General features: G+C 69.2%; 12 protein-coding genes. 4 read left to right on the forward strand and 8 right to left on the reverse strand.

Annotated features, from left to right (window positions below):
- Nucleotides 1–121: 121 nt before the first annotated feature.
- The gene (locus tag WFH00_RS00005) at nucleotides 122–3,142 is read right to left on the reverse strand and encodes a UPF0182 family membrane protein (RefSeq protein ID WP_336658455.1); all 3,021 of its coding nucleotides are present in this window, start codon (nucleotides 3,140–3,142) and stop codon (nucleotides 122–124) included.
- 152 nt (nucleotides 3,143–3,294) lie between these two features.
- Nucleotides 3,295–4,425: a YlbL family protein gene (locus tag WFH00_RS00010; RefSeq protein WP_336658456.1), complete on the reverse strand. Its 1,131-nt coding sequence runs from the start codon at nucleotides 4,423–4,425 to the stop codon at nucleotides 3,295–3,297.
- 131 nt (nucleotides 4,426–4,556) lie between these two features.
- On the opposite strand from WFH00_RS00010, the gene WFH00_RS00015 reads away from it, so the two are divergent.
- Nucleotides 4,557–6,014, forward strand: a complete 1,458-nt coding sequence (locus WFH00_RS00015) for a zinc-dependent metalloprotease (protein WP_336658457.1) — start codon at nucleotides 4,557–4,559, stop codon at nucleotides 6,012–6,014.
- 105 nt (nucleotides 6,015–6,119) lie between these two features.
- A complete protein-coding gene (locus tag WFH00_RS00020) occupies nucleotides 6,120–7,028 on the forward strand; it encodes a TOMM precursor leader peptide-binding protein (RefSeq protein WP_336658458.1) in 909 nt (302 codons plus the stop codon).
- On the opposite strand, the gene WFH00_RS00025 is transcribed toward WFH00_RS00020, so the two are convergent.
- A complete protein-coding gene (locus WFH00_RS00025; RefSeq protein WP_336658459.1) occupies nucleotides 6,991–8,715 on the reverse strand; it encodes an ATP-dependent helicase in 1,725 nt (574 codons plus the stop codon). The two genes, WFH00_RS00020 and WFH00_RS00025, sit on opposite strands and share 38 nt — an antisense overlap.
- Entirely contained in the window at nucleotides 8,705–9,757 is a 1,053-nt protein-coding gene (nudC, locus tag WFH00_RS00030; RefSeq protein ID WP_336658460.1) for an NAD(+) diphosphatase, read from the reverse strand. Before nudC ends, WFH00_RS00025 begins: the two co-directional genes overlap by 11 nt.
- Before the next feature lie 127 nt (nucleotides 9,758–9,884).
- Between nudC and WFH00_RS00035 the strand changes: the two genes are divergently transcribed.
- The gene (locus WFH00_RS00035; protein WP_336658461.1) at nucleotides 9,885–11,270 is read left to right on the forward strand and encodes a phosphotransferase; all 1,386 of its coding nucleotides are present in this window, start codon (nucleotides 9,885–9,887) and stop codon (nucleotides 11,268–11,270) included.
- Here WFH00_RS00035 and WFH00_RS00040 read toward each other — a convergent pair.
- Entirely contained in the window at nucleotides 11,267–14,728 is a 3,462-nt protein-coding gene (locus WFH00_RS00040; RefSeq protein WP_336658462.1) for an ATP-dependent helicase, read from the reverse strand. The two genes, WFH00_RS00035 and WFH00_RS00040, sit on opposite strands and share 4 nt — an antisense overlap.
- On the reverse strand, nucleotides 14,725–18,093 hold the full coding sequence (locus WFH00_RS00045) for a PD-(D/E)XK nuclease family protein (RefSeq protein ID WP_336658463.1): 3,369 nt from the start codon (nucleotides 18,091–18,093) through the stop codon (nucleotides 14,725–14,727). Before WFH00_RS00045 ends, WFH00_RS00040 begins: the two co-directional genes overlap by 4 nt.
- A 180-nt stretch (nucleotides 18,094–18,273) precedes the next feature.
- Between WFH00_RS00045 and WFH00_RS00050 the strand changes: the two genes are divergently transcribed.
- Complete coding sequence (locus WFH00_RS00050; RefSeq protein WP_336658464.1) at nucleotides 18,274–18,498, forward strand: DUF3107 domain-containing protein; 225 nt, start codon at nucleotides 18,274–18,276, stop codon at nucleotides 18,496–18,498.
- Between the two features lie 78 nt (nucleotides 18,499–18,576).
- Here the strand turns inward: WFH00_RS00050 and WFH00_RS00055 are convergent, their stop codons facing one another.
- Nucleotides 18,577–19,977, reverse strand: a complete 1,401-nt coding sequence (locus WFH00_RS00055; RefSeq protein WP_336658465.1) for a bifunctional phosphopantothenoylcysteine decarboxylase/phosphopantothenate synthase — start codon at nucleotides 19,975–19,977, stop codon at nucleotides 18,577–18,579.
- Between the two features lie 69 nt (nucleotides 19,978–20,046).
- Nucleotides 20,047–21,216: a methyltransferase domain-containing protein gene (locus tag WFH00_RS00060; RefSeq protein ID WP_336658466.1), complete on the reverse strand. Its 1,170-nt coding sequence runs from the start codon at nucleotides 21,214–21,216 to the stop codon at nucleotides 20,047–20,049.
- Nucleotides 21,217–21,220: the final 4 nt, after the last annotated feature.

Here is a 21,220-nt window from a genome sequence, read left to right on the forward strand (position 1 = left end):
CTGGTCTGAACCTCATAAAATCCCGCCTCAGTTTGATGGCTGTTAACGCATCAGGTCTCGTTGCACGCGACGGGGCCCGGCACGACCTTCGTCGTGCCGGGCCCCTTCGCGATCCGCCCCGCTATTCAGCCGCGAGTGCGTCCTCGAGCGCCTGCTTGGCGCGCTCGTCGGCCTCTCCGTAGGCGGTCCAGTCACCCTTCTTCATTGCGTCGTCCCGAGCCTTGAAGGCGTCCTGCAGCTCCTTCAGCGACTCCTCGAGGGGCGGCACTCCCGCGTTCGAGCCGCCACCCGCAGAGTCATCGGCGTTGCCCGCGTCGCCCTCATCGCCTGCTTCGCCGTCCGCGGGATCCGGCGTCGTCGGCGTCGTACCCGTGTCGCCGGCCTGCGCCCCCGAGTTGCCGCCGAATAGCTCGTCCAGGGCCTCGTCGAGCGTGTCCTCAAACGCGATCTGATCACCGAACGAGACGAGCACCTTCTGCAGGATCGGGAAGCTCGTGCCGGTCTTCGCCTGTACGTACACGGGCTGAACGTACAGGAGTCCCCCGCCGACGGGTAGCGTCAGCAGGTTTCCGCTGATGACCTGGCTCTCGCCCTGCCTCAGGATATTGAGGAGGTTCGAGACGTTCGAATCCGTCGTGAAGCTGTTCTGCACCTGACCCGGGCCCGGAATCGGGTCGCCCTTCGGCAGTTGCAGCAACTTCAGCGTGCCGTAATCCTTCGAGACCTTGCCATCGGTCGATCCCGCGTTCGAGTTCGCCGCGAGATATCCCGTGAGGATGTCTCGGGAACCCTCGCCCGTTTGCGCCGGGATGTACGTCGAATAGATCGAGTAATTGGGCTTCGCATCAGCACCGGCCGCGAGGGTCAGGTAGTACGGCGGCTGGGCGAGCTTCTGAGCACCGGCCGTCGCACCCGATACCGGGTCATCGGGCGTGCGCCACTTGTCCTCGGCCGAGTAGAACGCGTCCGAATCGGTCACGTGGTACTCGCCGAGCATCGCTCGCTGCACCTTGAACAGGTCGCTCGGGTAGCGCACGTGGCTGAGGAGATCGCCGCTCATCTCGGAGGAGTCCTTGAGCGTGCCCGGGAAGATGTTGCCCCACGACTTCAGCAGCGGATCTTCCTTGTCCCAGGCGTACAGCGACACCGAGCCATCGTAGGCATCGACCGTGGCTTTCACTGAGTTGCGGATGTAGTTGATCGGCTTGCCGAGCGGCTCGCGATCCGGATTATCCGCGTCCACCGTCAGCGAGTTCATATCGGCGTTCTCGGAATACGGGTAGTTGTCGGACGTCGTGTACCCGTCGACGATCCACACGATGCGGCCGTCGACCACCGAGGCGTATGGCGCCTTATCGATCGTCAGGTACGGCGCGACCTTCTGCACGCGATCGACCGGATTGCGGTCGTACAGGATCTGCGATCCGTCGACAACAGCACCGGAGAGCAGCACCTCCATGTCCTGGAACTTCAGGGCGTAGATGAGCTTGGTGAAGATGTTGTCGAGCACGGGGCCGCCGTCGCCCTCGAACGTCGTCATGTTCTGACGACCTTCGCCCTCCTCGGTCTCGGTGGTCTGCTCCTCGGTCGACTGCTCGCTCGCAGCCGCGTCCTCATCAGCAGGCTTCGCGTCCTCGGCTGTCGCCTCCGCTGAGCTCTCCGCATCCGCGGGGAAGTCGAGCTCGATGGACTTTGTACGCTCGCCACCGACGATCGAGTACTTGGGCGAGTTCATGCCGAAATACACGCGAGGCTCGAACTTGCCGAGCTTGCCGCTCGTCGGGATCCCGTTCTCGAGGAAGACCGGCTCGCCGCCCGGCGACCGCTGGTTGCCGTACGCGGCAACCAAGCCGTAACCGTGGGTGTAAACGAGCGTGCGATTGTACCAGCCCGTCTGGTCCTCGACGTTGATGTCACGGATCGCCGACACCGTGTCTTCGACCTCTCCGTCGATCTCGTAGCGGTCGACGTTCAACGACTTCGGGAACTGGTAGTACTGGCGAATCTGCTCGAGCTGCGAGAACGTCGGCGACACGACCTCGGGATCGATGATGCGAATGTTCGCCGTGGTCGCCGCGTCGTTGCGCAACGCACCGGGCTCGGCGTCCGTCGACGCGTCGTAACGTTCGACCTCGACTTTGTCGATGCCGTAGGCCGCGCGCGTGGCTTCGATGTTGCGGTCGATGTATTCGGACTCGAGGCTCTTCTCGTCGGGCCCGACCTGGAACTGCTGCACGCCCCACGGGTACCCGACGCCGAGCACAATGCTCGACGCGAGGAACAGCGCGGTGCCGATGACGGGCAGGCGCCACTTGCCCGTGAAGGCCGTAATGAGGAAGAGGACAGCCACGATGATCGCGATGCCCGCGAGAATCTGCTTGCCCGGGATCACCGCGTGCACGTCCTGGAAGAGCGCACCCGTGCGGATGCCGTTCGTCTCCGTCAGTGTGCGGTACTGGTCGAGCCAGAGGCTCACCGCCTGAAGCAGGAGGTACAGCGTCGCAAGCACTGCGGCCTGGATGCGTGTCGCCTTCGAGACGCGCACGTCGCGGCCGGAAATCGCGATGCCGCCGTAGAGGTAGCTCGTGGCGACGCCGGCGATCAGCGCGAGCAGTGTCGCCGCCGAGGCGAACGCCACGATTCCATGCAGCATCGGCAGATCGAACAGGTAGAACGAGATGTCTAAGCCGAACTGAGCGTCCTTCTCCCCCGTCGACTCACCGTTGAGCCAGAGCAGTGCGCTCTGCCACTGCGTCGCCGTGCTGAATCCGCCGAAGAGGCCGACCACCGCGGGGAGCCCCCACTTCACCAAGCGGCGCAGGGGCTCGAAGAGCTCCTGATACCGGTCGAGCTGCGCAGTGAGGCGGGCGTACACCGGGCGCTTGCGATACGCGATGTCGATCGCGAGGAACACGGGAACCGCGATCCCGAGGAAGCCGATCACGAACATCACCGCCGCCGCGATCCACTGCGTCGTCAGCACCGGGAGATACCCGAGGTCTCGGTACCACAGCACCTCTGCCATCACCGAGGCGACCGCGAGGAAGCCGAGAATGAGCACTACCACGAGCACAATCGTGATAGCGAGCGGCGAGAGCCGACGGCGACGGATAGTTTCGGCCGGGCTATTCGGGTCGGTCACGTCTTCGTTCACTTTCCTGTCCTGAGCGCACCTGAAGGTGCCGGGCGGGCTGGTTCACTTCACCCTATCGGCAACGGCTGACAAAACCCGGGGGCGGTATCCGGGCGGATCGCTGCGCGCCCGCTGGCGCGGTCCCGCAGCACGGGGCAGGATCATTGCGGCGCCGCGGTCGCGGCACCGCAGCGCTCGACCCCGGCGGGCGTGCCGCCGGACGCGGCCGTCTCCACCGCATCGATCGCTTCGGAAAGTGTGGCAACTGGGGCGATCCGCACCCTCTCGGGAATGCGGTCGGGGAGGTCAGCGCAGTTGCCCAGGGGCATGAGAAAGAGGTCGCTGTCGGCGCGGGAGGCCGCCCACATCTTCTGCTCGAGCCCGCCGATCGGGCCGACCTCACCGTCGCCCGACATGGTGCCGGTGCCGCTCACGGTCATGCCCCCGAGCAGGTCGCCCGGGGTGAGCTGATCCACCATCGCGATGGAGAACACCATGCCCGCGCTCGGCCCACCGATGTCCTCGAGCTTCACGTCGACCTCGCTCGGGAGGTCGTAGCTGATCGAGATCGTCGCCCCGATCAGCGGCTCGTCACCACCCTCGGGGACGCTCGGTTCGACCTCGACGCTGCGCTTCTCGCCGTCGCGCTCGATCCCGAGCTTCAGCACGCCGCCGTCACCCGCTTGCATCGTTCGCTCCCGAAGCATCGCGAAGTCGGCCAGGGGCTCGCCGTCGAGCGTCGTGAGCACGTCGCCCTGCTGCAGCACTCCGTCGGCGGCGCTCTCCGGCGCGATCTGCGCGACCGTCAGTACCTCGGAGACGGGCTCATCCAGCTCTCGGAACGCGGCAGCGGCCGCAGTCGACTGCGAGCTCGCCATGAGCACCGTGTTCTGCGCATCGCGATCCTCGGAGGTCTGCCCCTCGACGAAGAAGTCGGAGAGCGGGGCGATCCGCTGCGACGGGTCGAAGAGCGCCGGGACGAGCGAGAGCCAGCTCCGCTGCCGATCGGGGCTTCCGAGAATCTGCACGGTCAGGAGGTTGAGGCGCCCCGTCGTGGGGTACGTCTTCGCGTCGGCGAACGAGACCACGGGCTGGGACTTGCCGTCGATCCGCACCTCTCCGAGCGTGTCGACCACCGGGCCCGGGCGCTCGATCGCGTACGGCGACGGAATCGCTCCCGCGAGCAGCAGCGGAATCGCGATGACGAGCAGCACCCATGCGCGAGAGCGGGGAGCTGCGCCGTACGCGCCCGTGAGGCGAACCCGTTCTGCGCTCGTGTCGTGCCTGCCCACCCGTACCTCGCTCGCGCCTCGACCTGTTCGCACTGGGCGCAACGGAAAGCGCCAAGTGACGGCCAATCTAGCAGGCGTCGATGGCCGCTGTGCCGTAGCGTGGTCAGGGAAGCGATCACGAAGGAGCTGCCATGAGCGCGAACGACGACAGCGGCGCGGACCGGCCCGGTTTCGGGGACAATTCCGAGGGCGATTTCGAAGAACTGCAGCGGATCCTTCGCGATATGCTCTCGGGCTCTGGCGACGCGGGCGCGGGAGGGTTCGATCCCCAGCGCTTCGCGCAATCGGCGGGGATCCCGATGGATCCGCAGGCACTGCAGGGCCTCTTCTCGTCGCTGCAGGGTGCGATGCAGAACCCGAGCGACAAGATCGACTGGTCCATCGCGCGCAAGACCGCCATCGAAGTGGCGAGCGAGCACGCGAAAAGCGCTGACTCGGAGCCAGCGATGCGCGCGTTCCCCGTCGCGGCGCTCTGGCTCGACGAGGCGACCGAGCTCGGCCCGACCCCCGATGCTCCGCGCACTCTGTCGCGGATCGAATGGGTGCAGCAGTCGATCGACACCTGGGTGGGGCTCGCGGAGCCCGTGGCCGAGTCGATCACGGCGGCGCTCATGCACGCGCTCGAGAGCCAGATGCCCGAAGAGATGAGCGGCGCGCTGCAGGGTGCGACGCCCATGCTGCGCAGCGTCGGCGGCGCGCTCTTCGCGGTGCAGCTCGGCACGATCGTCGGGCGTCTCTCGGGAGAGGTCGTGGGCGCCGGAGATATCGGCATCCCGCTGCTGTCGGGTGCAGGACACGAGGGCGGCGCGCTGCTGCCCGGTGGCGTCGCGGCTTTCGCGGAGGGGCTCGATCAGGATCCCGAGACCGTCACCCTCTACCTCGCCATTCGCGAGCTCGCGCACGCCCGGCTGTTCCGTCACTCGAAGTGGCTACGGCTCCATCTACTCACCGCGATCGGCGACTACGCCCGCGGAATCCACATCGACACGGATCGTATTGAGGAGCTCGTTCGCGACCTCGACCCCGAGCATCCGGAGCAGATTCAGGAGGCGCTCTCGAACGGCGCGCTGATTCCGCCGAAGACCCCGGCGCAGGAGGCCGCTCACGCACGGCTCGAGACGATGCTCGCGCTCATCGACGGCTGGGTCGATGTGGTGACCGCCGACGCGGCGAAGCGCATCCCCGGCGCCGACGCCGTCGCGGAGATGGTGCGGCGACGACGCGCGACCGGGGGGCCGGCCGAGCACGCGTTCGCCGCGCTCGCGGGTCTCGAGCTGCGCCCCCGTCGGCTGAGGGAGGCGGCGGCTCTGTGGCGGCTCGTCGGCGACCGGAGCGATGTCGCGACGCGCGATGGGCTCTGGGCACACCCCGACCTGCTGCCCACCTCCGAGGAGATCGACCACCCTGCTCGCCTGCTCGAGCGACTGGGGTTGGCCGGCTCCGACGGGACGCCCGCCGAGGATGACTTCGATGCGGCGCTCGCGCAGTTGCTCGAGGGCGGGCTACCGCCGCATCGTGCGGACGACAGAGACGGCGGGGGTGGCGGGAGCGCCGACGACGCCGGAGATGCGGATCGCCGCGACGACTGATCATGACGCGTCCACAGCTGGCGTGAATCGGGCGGATCCGGGGAGTTTCACCGGCGACCTGTGAATAACCGCGTTGCCGCGTTCCCTCCCGAGCACACTCGTCGTATGGACACGACGCATACTCGACTCGACCCCACGTTCCCGGTCTGCTGGGAAGATCCGGAGACCCTGCGCGTCGGATTCGAGCGCCCGGTTGCGCGGCTGAACTCCCCCACCCCGGGAATGCAGCGCTTCGTCAGCGCACTTCGCGAGGGAGTCGATCCTTCTAGATTGTCCGAGGAGGCGAGGCGCACCGGAGCCACACTTGCCGAGGCGCGCTCCACCCTCGATGAAATGCGGCCGGCGCTCGCTCGGCTCCCGGTGGGGTCCCCGGGTCAGTCAGGGTTGCCGCCACGGCGTCGTGCGCCGGAGCCCCGGGACGATTCTCCCGCGGTGCGCACCGTGATCTGCGACGACGATCTGCCGGTCCGCCATCTCGGTGACGCACTGGCAGCGACGTCGCTGTGCCGCCCGGCACGGCTCGGCGCGGCGCCGAACTCTCCTGAACGGCCGGAACTCGTCATCTTTGTCGAGCGCTATTGGTCGCCGCTGGGCCGCGCGCAGCGTTGGCTGATGGACGACGTGCCGCACCTGCTGCTTCGGTTCACCGATGGCGAGGTGCACGTCGGCCCGCTCGTTGGCGCCGGCGGTTCTCCGTGCCACACGTGCGTGTCGCTCGCTCGGGTCGAGAACGACCCGGCGACCGGAGTGCTCGCCGCTCAGCTCGCGGGAACGCGCACCTCGAGCGAGAACCGCGGCACGGTGATGCTCTCGGCCGCCTTCGCCGCGGAGCACATCGAAGCCTGGATCACTGGCGAAGACCGCGCGTTGACCACTCGGGTGGTGCTGCCGGTTGCGGCAGGGCTATCTCACATGCTGCCAAGGGTCGAAACGGTCCTTCCGCACCCGGATTGCGCATGCGCGCAGCTCGGAAGCGTCAGCGCCCCGCCGCGATCATGCCCGCCTCGCCGATGAAGCGCGAGGGCTGCCGCGCGCTTCGAGCACCCCCCGCCACGCCCGAGAGCCGCAGCACGTCGCGCGCTCGGGTGAAGGCGACGTAGCAGAGACGACGCTCCTCGTCGATCGCTTCCTCGCTCTGCGCGTGGGCGATCGGCATCAGACCCTCACTCAGACCCACGACATGCACGAACGACCACTCGAGCCCCTTTGCGGCATGGATCGCGCTGAGGGTCACTGCGTCAATCGTCGGTTCGTGCTGCATCCGCTGCCGCGAGAGCAGTTCCTCGCTGAACTCCCGGATACCGGTGCCCGGCGGCATTTCGTCGACCAGCCCGAGCAGCGCGCCGAGCGCCTCCCACTTCTCGCGCTGAGCCGCGCCCTCGGGCGCCTGGGCACTCCAGCCCCCGGCCCGGAGCACGTCGCTGACGATCTGGAAGAGCGGCCGCGTGTCGGCGACCTTCGCCTCGCCGCGGATCAGCATGACCGCTTGGCGCACGTCCGCGCGCTCGAAGAAGCGCTGAGCACCGTGCACTCTGAAGCTCAAGCCGCGCTGACGCAATGCCTCTTCGAACCGCGCCGACTGCGCATTCGTGCGGTACAAAATCGCGATCTCCGAGGCCGGCGTGCCTGAGCGCACGGCCGCCGCGATCGAGTCGGCCACCGCGCTCGCCTCGTCGTGCTCCGAGGCGAACCACTCGAACGTCGGCGCGTCGGCCGCGCTCGCTCGCGCCGAACGGCTTTGGGTGCTCGGCTCCGTCGTTCGGGTCGCCCGCAACGTGAGCGCGCCGGGGCGGTCGCGCATGAGCCGATTCGCGATGCGCACGATCGGCTCCGTTGAGCGGTAATTGCGCTCGAGCCGGATCTCGCGCGCTCGCGGATACTCACGACCGAAGCGCAGCAGATACGAGCTCGAGGCACCGGCGAAGGAGTAGATGGTCTGGCTCGCATCTCCCACGACGCAGACGTCGTCGCGGTCCCCGAGCCAGACGCGCAGCAGTGCGTGCTGCAGCGGCGAGACGTCCTGATACTCGTCGACCGTGAAGAAGCGGTAGCGCTCACGCACCTGGAGCGACGCCCGAGGTTCGGCCTCGAGCATGCCGGTCATGAGCACGAGCACGTCCTCGAAATCGATCTGCCGCCGCTCCTCAAGAAGCTTCGCGTACGCGCGGTGCACGTCCACCAGCTGTTCCCCGGTGAGCCCTTGCGGGATCGGCCGATCCTCGAGGCGCGACGCGTATGCGTCGATCCCGAGCATGGAGGTCTTCCGCCATTCGATCTCCGCGGCCACATCGCGCAGCGCCTCGCCTCCGAGTCTGAGCCCCAGCGACTCCACCGCCTGCGACAAGGCAGCAACCTTACCCGGCAGCATTTTTGGGGCCGCGCCGCCCACGAGCTGCGGCCAGAAGTGGTTCAGCTGCGCGAGCGCCGCCCCGTGGAAGGTTTGGGCGCGCACCCCGTCGATCCCGAGGGCCCGCAAACGTCCCTGCAGTTCCCCCGCGGCCTTCCGCGTGAACGTCACCGCAAGCACGCGCTCCGGGTCGTAGGCCCCCGTTCGCACGCCGTATGCGATGCGGTGCGTGATGGCGCGCGTCTTGCCGGTGCCCGCACCGGCAAGCACCGCGACCGGACCCCGAAGACTCTCGGCGATCTCGCGCTGCTCGGGGTCGAGCGCGGAGAGCACCGCATCGGCGTCAGACGCCATCGACACCCTCCACACGGGTCCCTTCGGCACTCGCCACCGGGAGCGACTCGGAGCTCGATCCGCTTCGCGACTCGGTGCGCTCGGTTCCCGCGCCGTCCTCATCGACCCAGCGATCGATCATCCAGCGGGCGATGGACAGCGGCATCGGCAAGATGAGGCCGGGCCCGGGGTCGCGCAGTTCATCGCGCGTGAACCATCGGAGCTCGGAGATCTCCGTCGGATCGGGCGTGAGATCCTCGGGGTCGGCGTCCGAAGCGAGACGCGCCCGGAACCCCAGCATCAGTGATCGCGGGAACGGCCACGGCTGCGAAGTGACGTAGGTGATGTCGTCGAGGCGAACACCCGACTCCTCGAATACCTCGCGCGCGACCGCCTGTTCGAGCGACTCCCCCGCCTCGACGAAGCCCGCGAGGAGTGAGAATCGTCCGGACTCCCACAGCGCGTTCGAGCCGAGCAGCACGCGGTCTTCATGCTCGATGAGCACGATGACGGCCGGGTCGGTGCGCGGGAAGTGCTCGCCGCCGTGCTCGTCGAGGCGTGCCCAGCCTCCCTGCGCGGGCTCGGTCGGGCGACCGTCGCGCGGGGAGAAGCCCGCCGCCTCGTGCCAGCGCAGGAGCGCGGATGCAACACCGACGGCCTCACGCTCCGCCTCAACGAGGCGCGAACCCACGGGGAACGGGTGGCTCCAGCGCTCGCCCAGGATCTCCTCGTCCGCGCTGCCATCGCGTGCGCTGTCCGGGCTCTGGGCGGCGTCAGGGCTCGGCGCCGGCAGCAGCCTCGCGAATCTCGGCGCGCCGTCGATCCGACCCAAGTAGACATCGGGCACCACGTTCGCCGACGTCGCAACCCGGAGCTCACCGCTCGTCGCGACCCAGGCAAGACCGAGCGAACCGCCGGACTCGACAACGGGGATCTCCGCGCCGCGAATCCGAAGCAGCCGCGCCCCCGGATCCGCCCAGGCGGCACCTAAATGGTCTGCGCTCATGCGCGTCGCCGCGTCACGATCCAGCGCACCACCCGCGAGCGGCGGGGTCGATTTCATAAGGAACCTCTCTCAGACGCGAGTACTGGTGCAGCGGCCCCGTGTCACTGCTTCGAGTTGTCGTCGGGCTCCGAGCCGGTGCGCGTGGCGTATCGACCGAGCCCACGGGCGTGCCTACCCTGTCTACATGGCCAGCATCCCTTTCACTCTAGCCGCGCTCTCGACCTCGGCCGTGCCCGGGCTGACCGTGTTCGGGGTTCGTGAGCACGAGAGCGACGACGCGTTCGTCTCGGCGGTGGTCATCACGGAGGACGCGGAGCTGCTCGTGCGCGTTCCGCGGACCCACCAGGCGGAGGTGCAGCAGTCCGCTGAACTGCTCGGGCTCGCGGCTCTCACCGACGGCCCGCGCAGCCGGTTGCCCTTCGACGTTCCGAGCGCGCTCGGCATGACGCGGGCCGGGGACACTCGAGCCGTGGTCACTACCCACCTCGACGGCGCCCGGTTCTCCGCGGAGGAGCTGTCGCACGACGCGATTCTGCTCGAGCCGATCGCCGAAACGATCGCCGCGATTCATGAGTTGCCGATCACCGTTGCGCACAATGGCGGGCTGCCGGTGCGCTCCGCTCAGGATCTGCGGCTCATCGCCACCCGATTGGTCGATCGCGCCGATGCCACGCGCTTGCTCCCGGAGACGGTGCGTCGGCGGTGGACGCACGTGCTCGAGACGGCGGAGCTCTGGGACTTCACGCCCACGCTGGTGCACGGGTCGCTCGACGCCGACCAGCTGCGCGTCACGGACGACCGCATTTCGGCGGTTCTCGGGTGGTCCGAGTTTGCTGTGGGCGACCCCGCAACAGATCTGGCCTGGCTGCTCGCCGCGGGCTCTGAAGTGCTGGACGGCGTGATCGCTCGGTATTCGCGGGCGCGAAACGCGGAGTCGCTGCCACACCTGAGAGCCCGCGCGTCGCTGTATCACGAGCTGGAGGTGGCGCGCTGGCTGCTCCACGGCACCGAAACCCACGACCAGGCGGTCATCGATGACGCGGTGACGATGCTTGACCGTCTCGTCGGCACGGGCGGCGCGCTCGGTGCGGCGTTCACGGCTGCGGTCTCGGCATCGCCCTTGAACTCGGACGAGGTCATCGCACTGCTGTCGCAAACTCCCGAGGTGGAGAGCGCGAGCACCGATACCGCGGCGTATGAGGCGCTCGATGAGGATCGCATGTTCGGCTTCGATACCGACTTCATCGAGCCGCTGGAGGCGGACCAGGACGGCAAGGCGAGCACCTCTGCGGACTCGGATGGGTCGGAGAGTTCCGCGAAGCCGAGCGCGCCTTCGAACCCTCAGGCCGACCTGGATCCCGATGGAGTCACGGACGTTCTCGAGCCGCTCGACTCGGACTCGGACGGAATCACGGACGTTCTCGAGCCGTTGGACTCCAAGGACCGCGGGACAGGTTCTGAGACGTCCCGTGGCGCATCCGCCCCGGGATCACCGAGCTCGCCACTGGCTGAGGACGAGCTCTTCACCGAGCCGATCGACGATCAGGATCTGCCCCGCGAGCATCGCTAGCTCTCGCGGATCCGCCTCGCGCGACTCGCCGCATCTCTCCAGAGCTGTTCGAGCTCCTCGAGCGATCTCAGCGCTCCGCCGCTCAGTTCGACGCCCTCGGAAACGTAGAACAGCGACACGTCGATGGACTCGGCCGGTACGCCCGCCCACTGCGCGTACGCGTGGCGGTAGAGGTCGAGTTGGAAGAAGCGGGAGGCGCGCTCCTCCTCGGTGCGCGGAGAGCGACCGGACTTCCAGTCGACGACTTCGATGCGGCCGCCATCCGTGCGGTACACCGCGTCGAGCTTGCACACGAGGGTGCGACCAGCGAACGGCAGCGTGACCTCCTGTTCCACGGCGATGGGCTGCAGATCAGCCCATCGCGACCGCTCGAACGCCTCAATGAGGGGCGCGAGTTCCGCCGCCTCGGCGCGGTCCCGCTCGCTCGCCTCGGGGTCGTTCTCGTCCGTGACCGGGCGCTCCCAACTCGGCTCCTCGAGCCCCGCAAGCGGCAGTTCCGTTCCGCGCGCGGTCGTGGCACGGCGCTCCACCCACTCGTGGAATCGGTTGCCGACGCGGGTGCGCCGATACGGCCGCTGCGGGATCGGTCGGAGTCGAGCGCGCTCCGCCGCGCGCGGATCCTCGATGAACTCGTGGAACGTCGATGCCGTGAGTCGCTCGGGAAGTTCGGCGCGCTCGTGCTCGGACGAGTCCGCGACCGAGCGTTCGGCAAGGAGCAGCCGCACGGAGGGATCGATCAGCGTGTCCTCCTCACCGCGGCCGAGCGGACCGCCCCCATCGAGGCCGTCGCACCATTCGGAGGGAAGCGCGAGCAGTGCCCCTCGCACCCGCTCCGCCGCGGCGTGCACCGCCGCCCCGCGAGAACCCAACGGGTCCAGCGGCCACTCGAGCGTGAGTTCGGCGCGCTCGCTCGGGTCCTCCGTGTGCGCAGACTCCACGGGCAGTCCCCCGATGAGTCCGGCAGAGGCAAGCTCCTGGAGGAAGAGCGACGGCACGCGCGCCGCCTTCTGGCCGCCCCAGAATGATCCGGTGAGCAACAGGCGGTCGGCCGCGCGGGTGGTGGCCACATACGCGAGGCGGCGTTCCTCCTCCTGGAACCGCTCCTTCAGCGCCTCCCGGTACTCGGCGATTCGGTCGCGCAGCTCCTGCTGCGTTTCCGCGACCCGCCAGTTCAATTGCGGGCGCGCCGCTGCGTCTCCACGCAGTTCATCGGGAAGTTGCCCGGTGCGGAGCCACCCTGCCCCCGCCCGCGCCGACCCGGGGAACTCGCCCGCGACGAGCCGTGGCACGACCACGAGGTCCCATTCCAGGCCCTTCGAACCGTGCGCGGTGATCAGCTGCACGGTGCCCGGCGCGGGCGGAGCCACGTGCTCCGCGACGTCATCGGCCTCGGTCGCGCGCTCAATCCACTCGAGCACGGACGCGAGTGTGCCGCGGCTATCGATCGCGAGGTACCCCTCGACGAGCTCCGTGAAGGCGTCGAGATTCGCGTGTGCCGCCGAGGTGCCGGCGTGCACGCTCGCCTCGTTCGCGTCGAGTTCGATGTCGATGCGCAGCGCCTGCACGATGAGCCCGATCAGCTCGGGGATGCTGCCACCCAGATTGCGCCGGAGCGTGGAGAGCACGCGCCCCGCCTCCCGGAGTCGCTCTCGTCCCGCCGGACTGATCTTCGCGAGCGCTCGGTGCTCGAGTTCCCGCATCCCGGCGATCTGATCGAGCGCGTCGATGACCGTATAACTGCGATCGGGGTCCGGAAGCACACTGTCGGGGGCACGCTCCTCGGGGCTGAGCGGCCGCTGGGCGACGTCGCGCTCACCGAACCAGCGCGCCGCCTCCCGCAGCCCCGCGAGATCGGATACCCCGATTCGGAACCTCGGCCCTGCGAGGAGCCGGAGCAGTTCGTTTCCCGCGTCCGCGTACCACAGGCATCGCAGCGTGCAGACGACGTCCGTCACCTCCGGTGTCGTGAGCAGGCCACCAAGCCCGACGATCTGAGCCGGCACACCCGCTTCCGCGAGCGACGCCGCGAACGATGCCATCGGAGCCCGGGTGCGGAAAATCACCGCCGCGGTCGGGAGTTCGCCATGAGCTGCCAGATGGCTCTCACGAGCGTCGCGCAGCCATTCGGCGACGGCCACGCGTTCTTCGTGCACCGTCTCGGGGTATCGCCACTCCACCGTGCCCTCGGCAGCGCCAGGTCTCGGAGCGAGGGTCGGCACCTCGATCGCGGAGTCGGCGGCCAGAGGCGCCGCGATCTCGTTGGCCACATCGAGCACACTCGCCGGATTGCGCCAACTCGTGGACAGCGTGAGCGTCGCCGCCGGAACCTGAACATCCGCGGCCCGGTCGTTCGCACGCCCGGCAAAGTCGGCGTGGAAGGACTGCAGGCCCTCGGCCGATGCTCCGCGCCAGCCGTAGATCGACTGGTGCGGATCGCCGACCGCCATCACCGAACCCCCGGCGAAGATCTTCGACAGGAACCGGGTCTGACCGACGGAGGTGTCTTGCACTTCATCGAGAAGCACGACGCGGTGCCGGCGCCGCAGGAGTCGTCGCGCGTCAGACGAGTGGTCGATCGCCGTAGTGGCGAGCGCGAGCTGGTCGGAGAACTCGATCACGCCGCGCCGCAGTTTCTCCTCGCCGTAGGCGCGAGCGAGGCGGGTAATCAGCGGCGTCTCGGCGAGACTCGCGATCGCGTCTCGCACGGGTGCGTACTGCTTGCCGCTCGGCTCGCGGCCGATCTCACGCTCGTTGTACGGAAGATGCCCGACGCGCGCGAATTCTTCGACCACTCGATCCACCCGATCGAGCGAAGTCAGATGGTCGGCGACCGCGTGGTCGAGGGAGAGGATGTGGCGAATCAGTTCGGGCACACGCAGCTCGCTCTCGACGAGGCCCGGGTCTCGGCTCTCGAGCAGCACTTCTCTGGCGATACGCCAAGCGGTGGCTTCGTCAATGACCGAGGCACCGGGAGCGATGCCCGCAGCGACGCCGAATTCCTGCAGCACACCCGCCGCGAACGCGTTATAGGTGCTCACATCGGGGACCTCGAGCCCATCCGCGAGGAGCTCGCTGAGCTCCTCGGCGCGCGCGCTCTCACGCTCGTCCAGGAGTCCTCGCTCCGACGCATCGGCGAGTCGCTCCGCGAACGCCCCGAGTCGGCCGGAGATGCGTTCGCGAAGCTCACCCGCAGCTTTCCGTGTGAATGTCAGGCCGAGCACCTCATCGGGCGCGGCCCACCCGTTCGCGACGAGAAACACCACGCGGTTCGCCATCGTTTCGGTCTTGCCGCTCCCCGCACCGGCGACGACCAGCGCCGTTCCGCCCAGGGGGTGCTCGATCACGGCGCGCTGTTCGGGCGTGGGCACCAGCGGGGTCGCAGGCGGGGTGGTCAGGATCTCGGCGATGCGCGTCGCAGAGAAGACGTACTCCTGCGCGGTCAGTGTCTCGATGGTCATGCGCGGCTCACTGCCGGAATGATGTGGAGGCGGCAGTTTCCCGGCTGGTGCGGATCCGAGCAATGGTGCTCGACCCGAGCGGTGAAGTGCCCGCCCCCCATGACGCGCGCCGCTTCCACGACGCGCTGCGTGAGCTCCTTGCGTGCCTCATCGGAGATGGGTTGCTGCGCGCGCTCGAGGAAGTTCCGCTGCTTGGCCGCATCCGGGTGCACGTAGAGGAGACGCGCTCCACCACTGCGCGCCGCTCCCACTCCCGAGTCCTCGCCCTCGGGCTGCGGAGCCGTATCACCGTTTGCGTCGTCGTCGCGCTCGAACGCCCCGAGCACCACGCCCAATTGATATGCCTGCAGCTGCACGTGCGATTCCGCGGCCGCGGCGCTCGGGGGCGTGCGCCCCGTCTTCAGATCGAGCACGGTAATCTCCTCCTCGCCATCATTCGTGACGCGTCGTTCCAACCGATCAGCGACCCCGCGGAGCACCGCGGGCCCGATCTCCACGCGAAACGCGCTCTCGGTACCGATGAGCTCTCGGTCGGAGTGCGCGAACTCGCGCAGGTACTCCGCGAGCCCGGAGGTCATGGCGCGCGCGAGTCGCTCCGTGCGCTCAGCCTCCCACGGTGCCGCGAACGGGAGCTTGTCCCATTCCTCCTGCACGATCGCGAGCAGTTCATCGGGGTCGGCGGAGCTCGAGGTTTCGAAGGCGTGGTGCAGCAGGGTGCCGAGGCTCGCCTGCACGGTGCTCGCGCCGCCCCCGAGCGTCGATGCGACCCAGTCGAGCGGGCAGTTCTCGGCGCGCTCGAGCTGCGACGGACTGACCGACACCCGCGCATCAGCATCCCCGTCGAGGTCGACCAGCGGAGCATCGGTGCTCGTCGGCAGTACCCCGTACCAGTCGTCCGGGTGAGCCCCGGGCACCTCGGCGGCAGCGAGGGTCGCCAGCGTCGCGAGCGCGACCGCATCGTCCTCGTCCGCTGCGACGCCTGCGACCACCCGCCGCCGCATCGCCGCGACCTGGCCGCGCAGCGTCAGCCGTGAGCTCGGCAGACCGGTGCGCTCGTGATCACGTCCGAGACCGAAGAACGCGCTCGGGTACTGATCGTCGTCGCTGACCGCGACTACGAGAAGTTCGCGCCGTGCGCGTGCGCAGGCGTGGACGAAGAGACGCAGCTCGTCGTGGAGCGTGTCTCGGCGGGAGGGCGCGATCGCCTCGCCCCCGCGCAGCCAGCGTTCGAGCGCCGCGGTGCCGAGGAGCGAACCGCGCGAGCGGAGGTTCGGCCACGCGCCGTCTTGCACCCCGATCACAGCGACGAGCGCGAATTCCTGGCCGATCGCGCCCTGGGGCGTCGTGACCGTCACGGCGGCTCGCTGACTGCGGCGGGCGAGCGTGTCTTCGGGGACCGCGCTCTCCAGCAGATCCTCCAGCAGCTCGGCCATCGGCTGGGCGCTGTCGACCTCCTCGTGTCGCTGCAGAGCGTAGAACAGCCCCATCACGGCGTCGAGCGATCGGTTCGCCTCGTCGGACCGCGCGCCACGCCCCGAGAGCGCCTCCTCCTGCCATCCCGCGGCGAGGCGCGTACCGTCCCACACCGCCCACAGCGCCTCGCGAGCCGTGCCCCCGGCCTCGCGCACTCGGCGTGCGGCCTGGGCGACCAGGCCCAGGCGACGCAGGGCTCGCCCGCCCGCGCTGTCGATCACCGGGACAGCACCCGGAAACGCGAACGCCTCGAGCACGAGCGCATCGATACCCTCGGGCTCCCGCTCCTCCGCCGCGGCGTCGCGCCGCTCCTGCAGCACGAGCGAACCGCGCAGTCGACGCACCGCGATCGGATCGAGCCCGCCGATGACACCGCCAGCGATGTCGAGGACATCGGTGGCCGAAAGCTCCTCGATCTCGAGCGCGTGCTGCAGCAAGCGAATCAGCTCGCGAACGATCCGATGTTCGCGCAGCACGACGCCGCCCGCAGCCACTTCCGTGGGCACTTGGTGCACCGCGAGCGCCCGCGCCGCGCGCACCGCCTCACCTCGACTGCGGCACAGCACGGCCATCTCACCCCATGGCACGACCTCCCCGCCGTCAATGCCCAGGTGCCGCGCGCGCAGCCGATGCGCGATCACGCCGAGCTGCTCCGCGGGCGACGATGCCCGGGCGAACACGATCGCTTGGTCTATCGCGCCGTCGCGGCCAACTGCGGGGTCGGGCTCCATCGATGGAGCTTCCCGTCCAGCCCCCGCGCCCCACGCCTCGGCTCGGCGCTGCGCGCCCGCACCCGCCGCTCCCACGCGCCCGGACAGCTCGCGCACGAAACCGCGAAGCTCCGCGCCATGCCGGTGCACGAACTCCAGCGTGACCAATTGCTCGGCCCGCGAATCTCGAGCACGCGCGGCTCGTCGAACCGCCTCCGCATCCGTGCGCCGCCCAATCGCCGGAACCAGACCGGCGAGTATGCCCGCTCGCTCGCCCTGAAACGCGCCGGTCGCGAGATCGGGGTCACCGAATGCCCAAATGCTCGAGCCGATCTCAGCACACGCGGCCAGCAGCGCGAGCGCACCCTCCCCCAGCTCCTGCGCGTCATCAATCAAGATCAGCCTCGGCACCGGGAACCCTGTCTCCACTGATGGCTCGCGGGAACCGAACGACAGATCCGACCGCACGCCGTGCCTGCGGATCGCGCCGCGCGCCGCCCGCAGCAGCGCGCTCGAGCTGAGCTCCTCGGGTCGCTCCGCGTTCGCGCGCCGCTCAGTGGCGTCGAGCAACCGCGCCGCCACGAGCCACCGATCCAGCAGCTCGGGCTCCGGCCCCCGTGAGAACACCGCAGACCCTTCCGCCGCGGCAACCCGCTGCAGATCTGCGGCGAAGGCCCGCGGGGACAGGTCATAGTCATCGAGCACGCGCCACAGATCTCGCAGCTCGGCGCGGAACGCCGGCGACTCCCAGACCTGCGGCGGCAAGGCGCCCAGCTCCGCTTCGACTCCCGCACCGACGTGACCCTCACCGAGCCGTTCGATCTCCCCGGCGACGATTTCGTCTTGGACAGTGCCGGTCAGGAGTCGCGGCGCGGCCCGACCCGCGAGCGCGTGTTCCCGCGCGAGCACCGCAAAACCGAGCGACGCGGCAGTGCGCACCGGAGTTCCCCCCAGCGCCCGACCCGCGCTGCGCTCGATTCGAGCGCGAAGTTCCGACGCCACGAGGCGGTTCGGAGCGATAGCGAGCACGTCCGCCTCACTCCATCCGGGACGCTCGAGCGCCCGGCGATACGCCTCGACCAACACCGCGGTTTTCCCGCTGCCGGGCGCACCGAGCACCCGCGCGTGATTCTCGGGATCGAGCTGCAACACGCGGTGCTGCGATGGGTCGAAATCGGTCATGGCGTCAGCCTACTGAGGGCCACCGACATTCATGATCTTCGGAGCCGAAGCCCCTTGAGCACCGCCCCGCACTGCGCTGCTGGCGAACGCCCCCGCCTCCGCGCCCCCGGCTCGGGCAACAACCGTAGACTCGAAGCATTCCGTTCCGTGGCAACACGCCACCGCACTCCAGGAGGCCCCGTGGAAATCCGCATCGGCATCAAGCACTCGCCCCGTGAACTCGCGTTCGACACCAACTCAAGTGCGGATGAGGTTCGCAGCCTCGTCGAGAACGCGGTCTCGCAGGACTCAGCGATCGTCACGCTCTCCGATGTGAAGGGCCACCAGTACCTCGTCAACACCGAGGCGATCCTGTACGTCGAGCTGGGCGGCGAGGGCGGCCGCAAGGTCGGCTTCATCAGCTAAGCAGTTTCGATCCAACGCCCTGCGGTCCGTTGCGGATCGCAGGGCGTTGGCGTACCCGGAGGTCAGGGCCCCGCTCCGTTACTCCCGGAGCGCGTCACGCACCACACTAAGCAGTTCGTCGGCCACTTCACGCTTCGAACCCCGCGCGACAGCACGCACCTCGCCATCCCGACCCAACACGTGCAGCGTGTTCTCCGACGTTTCGAACCCCTCCGACCATCCGACCGCGTTGACGGCGAGCGCATCCACGCCCTTCCGCGCAAGCTTTCGACGTCCGCGCTCGAGCAGCTCTTCCTCGCTCTCGACGGTCTCGGCAGCGAAGCCGACGATCACCTGCCCCGGGCGCCGATCGCGCACGAGCCCGAGGAGGATGTCGGGGTTCTCCACGAGTTCGAGAACGGGCGCCTCGCCCGGTGCATCCTCCTTGCGGATCTTTCGCTCGGCGATATCGGCGACCCGATAATCGGCGACGGCCGCCGCCATCACGACCACCTCCGCTCCCGCAGCCGCGGCTCGCGAGGCGGACTCGAGCTCCGCCGCAGTTCCGACCGGCACGACGCGCACCGCGGGTCGATCCCGCACGTCCGCCAGCACCCCATCATCGATATTCGCCGCGAGCAGCACGACCTTCGCACCCCTGTCCGCCGCGGCGAGCGCCACCGCGACGCCCTGCCGACCGCTCGACCGGTTCCCCAGGTACCGCACGGGGTCGATCGGCTCGCGCGTGCCGCCGGCGGTCACCAAAATCCGCAGCCCCGCGAGGTCCGGCGCCCGCGTCGCGCCCGCCGTGTCGATGCGAGCTGAATCGAAGGCCTCCGCGGCCGTCGTTTCGAGGGGCGGTTCGGGATCGGCGGAGCCGCTCTCGTGCTGAGGGCCCTCGGCGCTCCCGCGATCCTGCGCCGCACCTGCGCCAGCATCAGCACCAGCACCAGCGGCGACACCGGCTCCGTCGGCACCTTCGAGCAGCTCCCGGATGCGCTCAGCAATCGCCTCGGGCTCGCTCATGCGCCCCGGTCCGGTGTCGGCGCCGGTGAGCCGCCCCGACTCGGGCCCGATCACGTGCACGCCGCGGGCGCGGAGGATCGCGACGTTGTCCTGCGTCGCCGGGTGCTGCCACATCTCCGTGTGCATCGCGGGGGCAACGAGCACGGGGGCGCGCGTCGCGAGCAGCGTCGTGCCGAGCAAGTCGTCGGCGAGACCCGCGGTCATGCGTGCGAGCGTGTTCGCTGTGGCCGGCGCCACGACCACGAGATCGGCGCGCTGCCCGAGCGCGACGTGCCGCACCTCGGCCACCTGCTCGTGCACTGAGGTCGTCACGGGGTTGCGGCTGATCGCCTCCCACGTGGGCTTCCCCACGAAACGCAGGGCGTCCTCGGTCGGCACGATGTGCACGTCATGCCCCTCCTCGACGAGGGTGCGGGCGAGCAGCACGACCTTGTACGCGGCGATGCCGCCAGTGACTCCGAGCACGATGTTCATGCGCCCATCTTCCCATTACCGCGCCGAGCGGGCACACGGCAGCTCCACCTCGCCACAAGAGGGCCTCGCTTAGCCGCGCCGCTCGAGCAGCACCATCACCTCGAGGTGCCGCGTGTGCGGGAACATGTCGAAGACCCGCGCGCTCAGCACGCCCCACGACGGCATTGCGGCGAGGTCCCTGGCGAGGCTCTCGGGGTTGCAGCTCGAGTAGATGACGCGCTGCGCGGGCGCGGCCTCGAGCCACGCTGCCAGTTCGGGGCCGATGCCGCGCCGGGGCGGGTTCACGATGACGGTGTGCGGGATCGACGCGGCCGGTGCCGACAGCGCGTAGGCCGTCGCGTCGGCGGCGACGAACTCGGCGTCGATGCCGGCGTCCGCGGCGCTCCGGCGCGCGGACTCCACGGCGGATTCACTGATCTCGACGCCGAGGACGCGCGGCGGTGCGGATGATCCTGCGCCCGAACGAACCGGGGGCGCCGCGCAGTGCAGCGCGAACCCGCCGACGCCGCAGTAGAGATCCCAGATCGACTCCGGCTGCTCCCGCGCCGCCCACTCGGCCGCCTGGGCGTAGAGCGCCCGCGCGACAGTGGTGTTCGTCTGGAAGAAGCTCTGCGGGCGCAGGTGCAGCGACACGTCGCCGAGCTCCATCTCGAGCGAGGACCCGAGCAGCAGCTCCTCCCGCTCCCCCTCGAGCACCGCCTTGTGCTCCGGCAGCAGGTTCACCGACACGACCGATGCCTGCGGCACGCGCACGAGCAAGCGCGGCAGCGCTTTCCGCAGGGTCTGCAGGGCCTGCTGCGTGCGCACGACGAAGCGCAGCATGAGCTCGCCCGAGGGCGCGAGCGTGACGTGCACGAACTTCAGCTCGCCCCGCTTGCGCGGCACGTCGTAGGGCGGCAAGCCCGTCTCCTCGAGGAAGGCGCCGAGATGCGGGATCGCGTCGCGGATGCCGGGTTCCTGAATCAGGCAGTCGCGCAGGTCGATGCCCTCGCCGTCGGGCCCGAGAATGCCGAGCGTCACGCGCCCCGCCCAGCCGCCCACGACGAGCTTCGCCTTGTTACGGAAGTCGGCGGTGCCGCCCGCCACGCTCGGGAGCCACAGCGACTCGGGAACCTGCGGCAGGAGCTCGCGGCAGCGGCGCTCCTTCGCGGAGAGTTGCGTCGGGTACGGGGTCTCGATGAGCACGCACGAACGGCAGCGCCCCGCCTCGAAGTACTCGCAGTGCGGAAGAGTCAGCATGACG

This window comes from Leucobacter sp. USHLN153, assembly GCF_037145615.1.
In the GTDB taxonomy this organism is placed as follows: Bacteria; Actinomycetota; Actinomycetes; order Actinomycetales; family Microbacteriaceae; genus Leucobacter.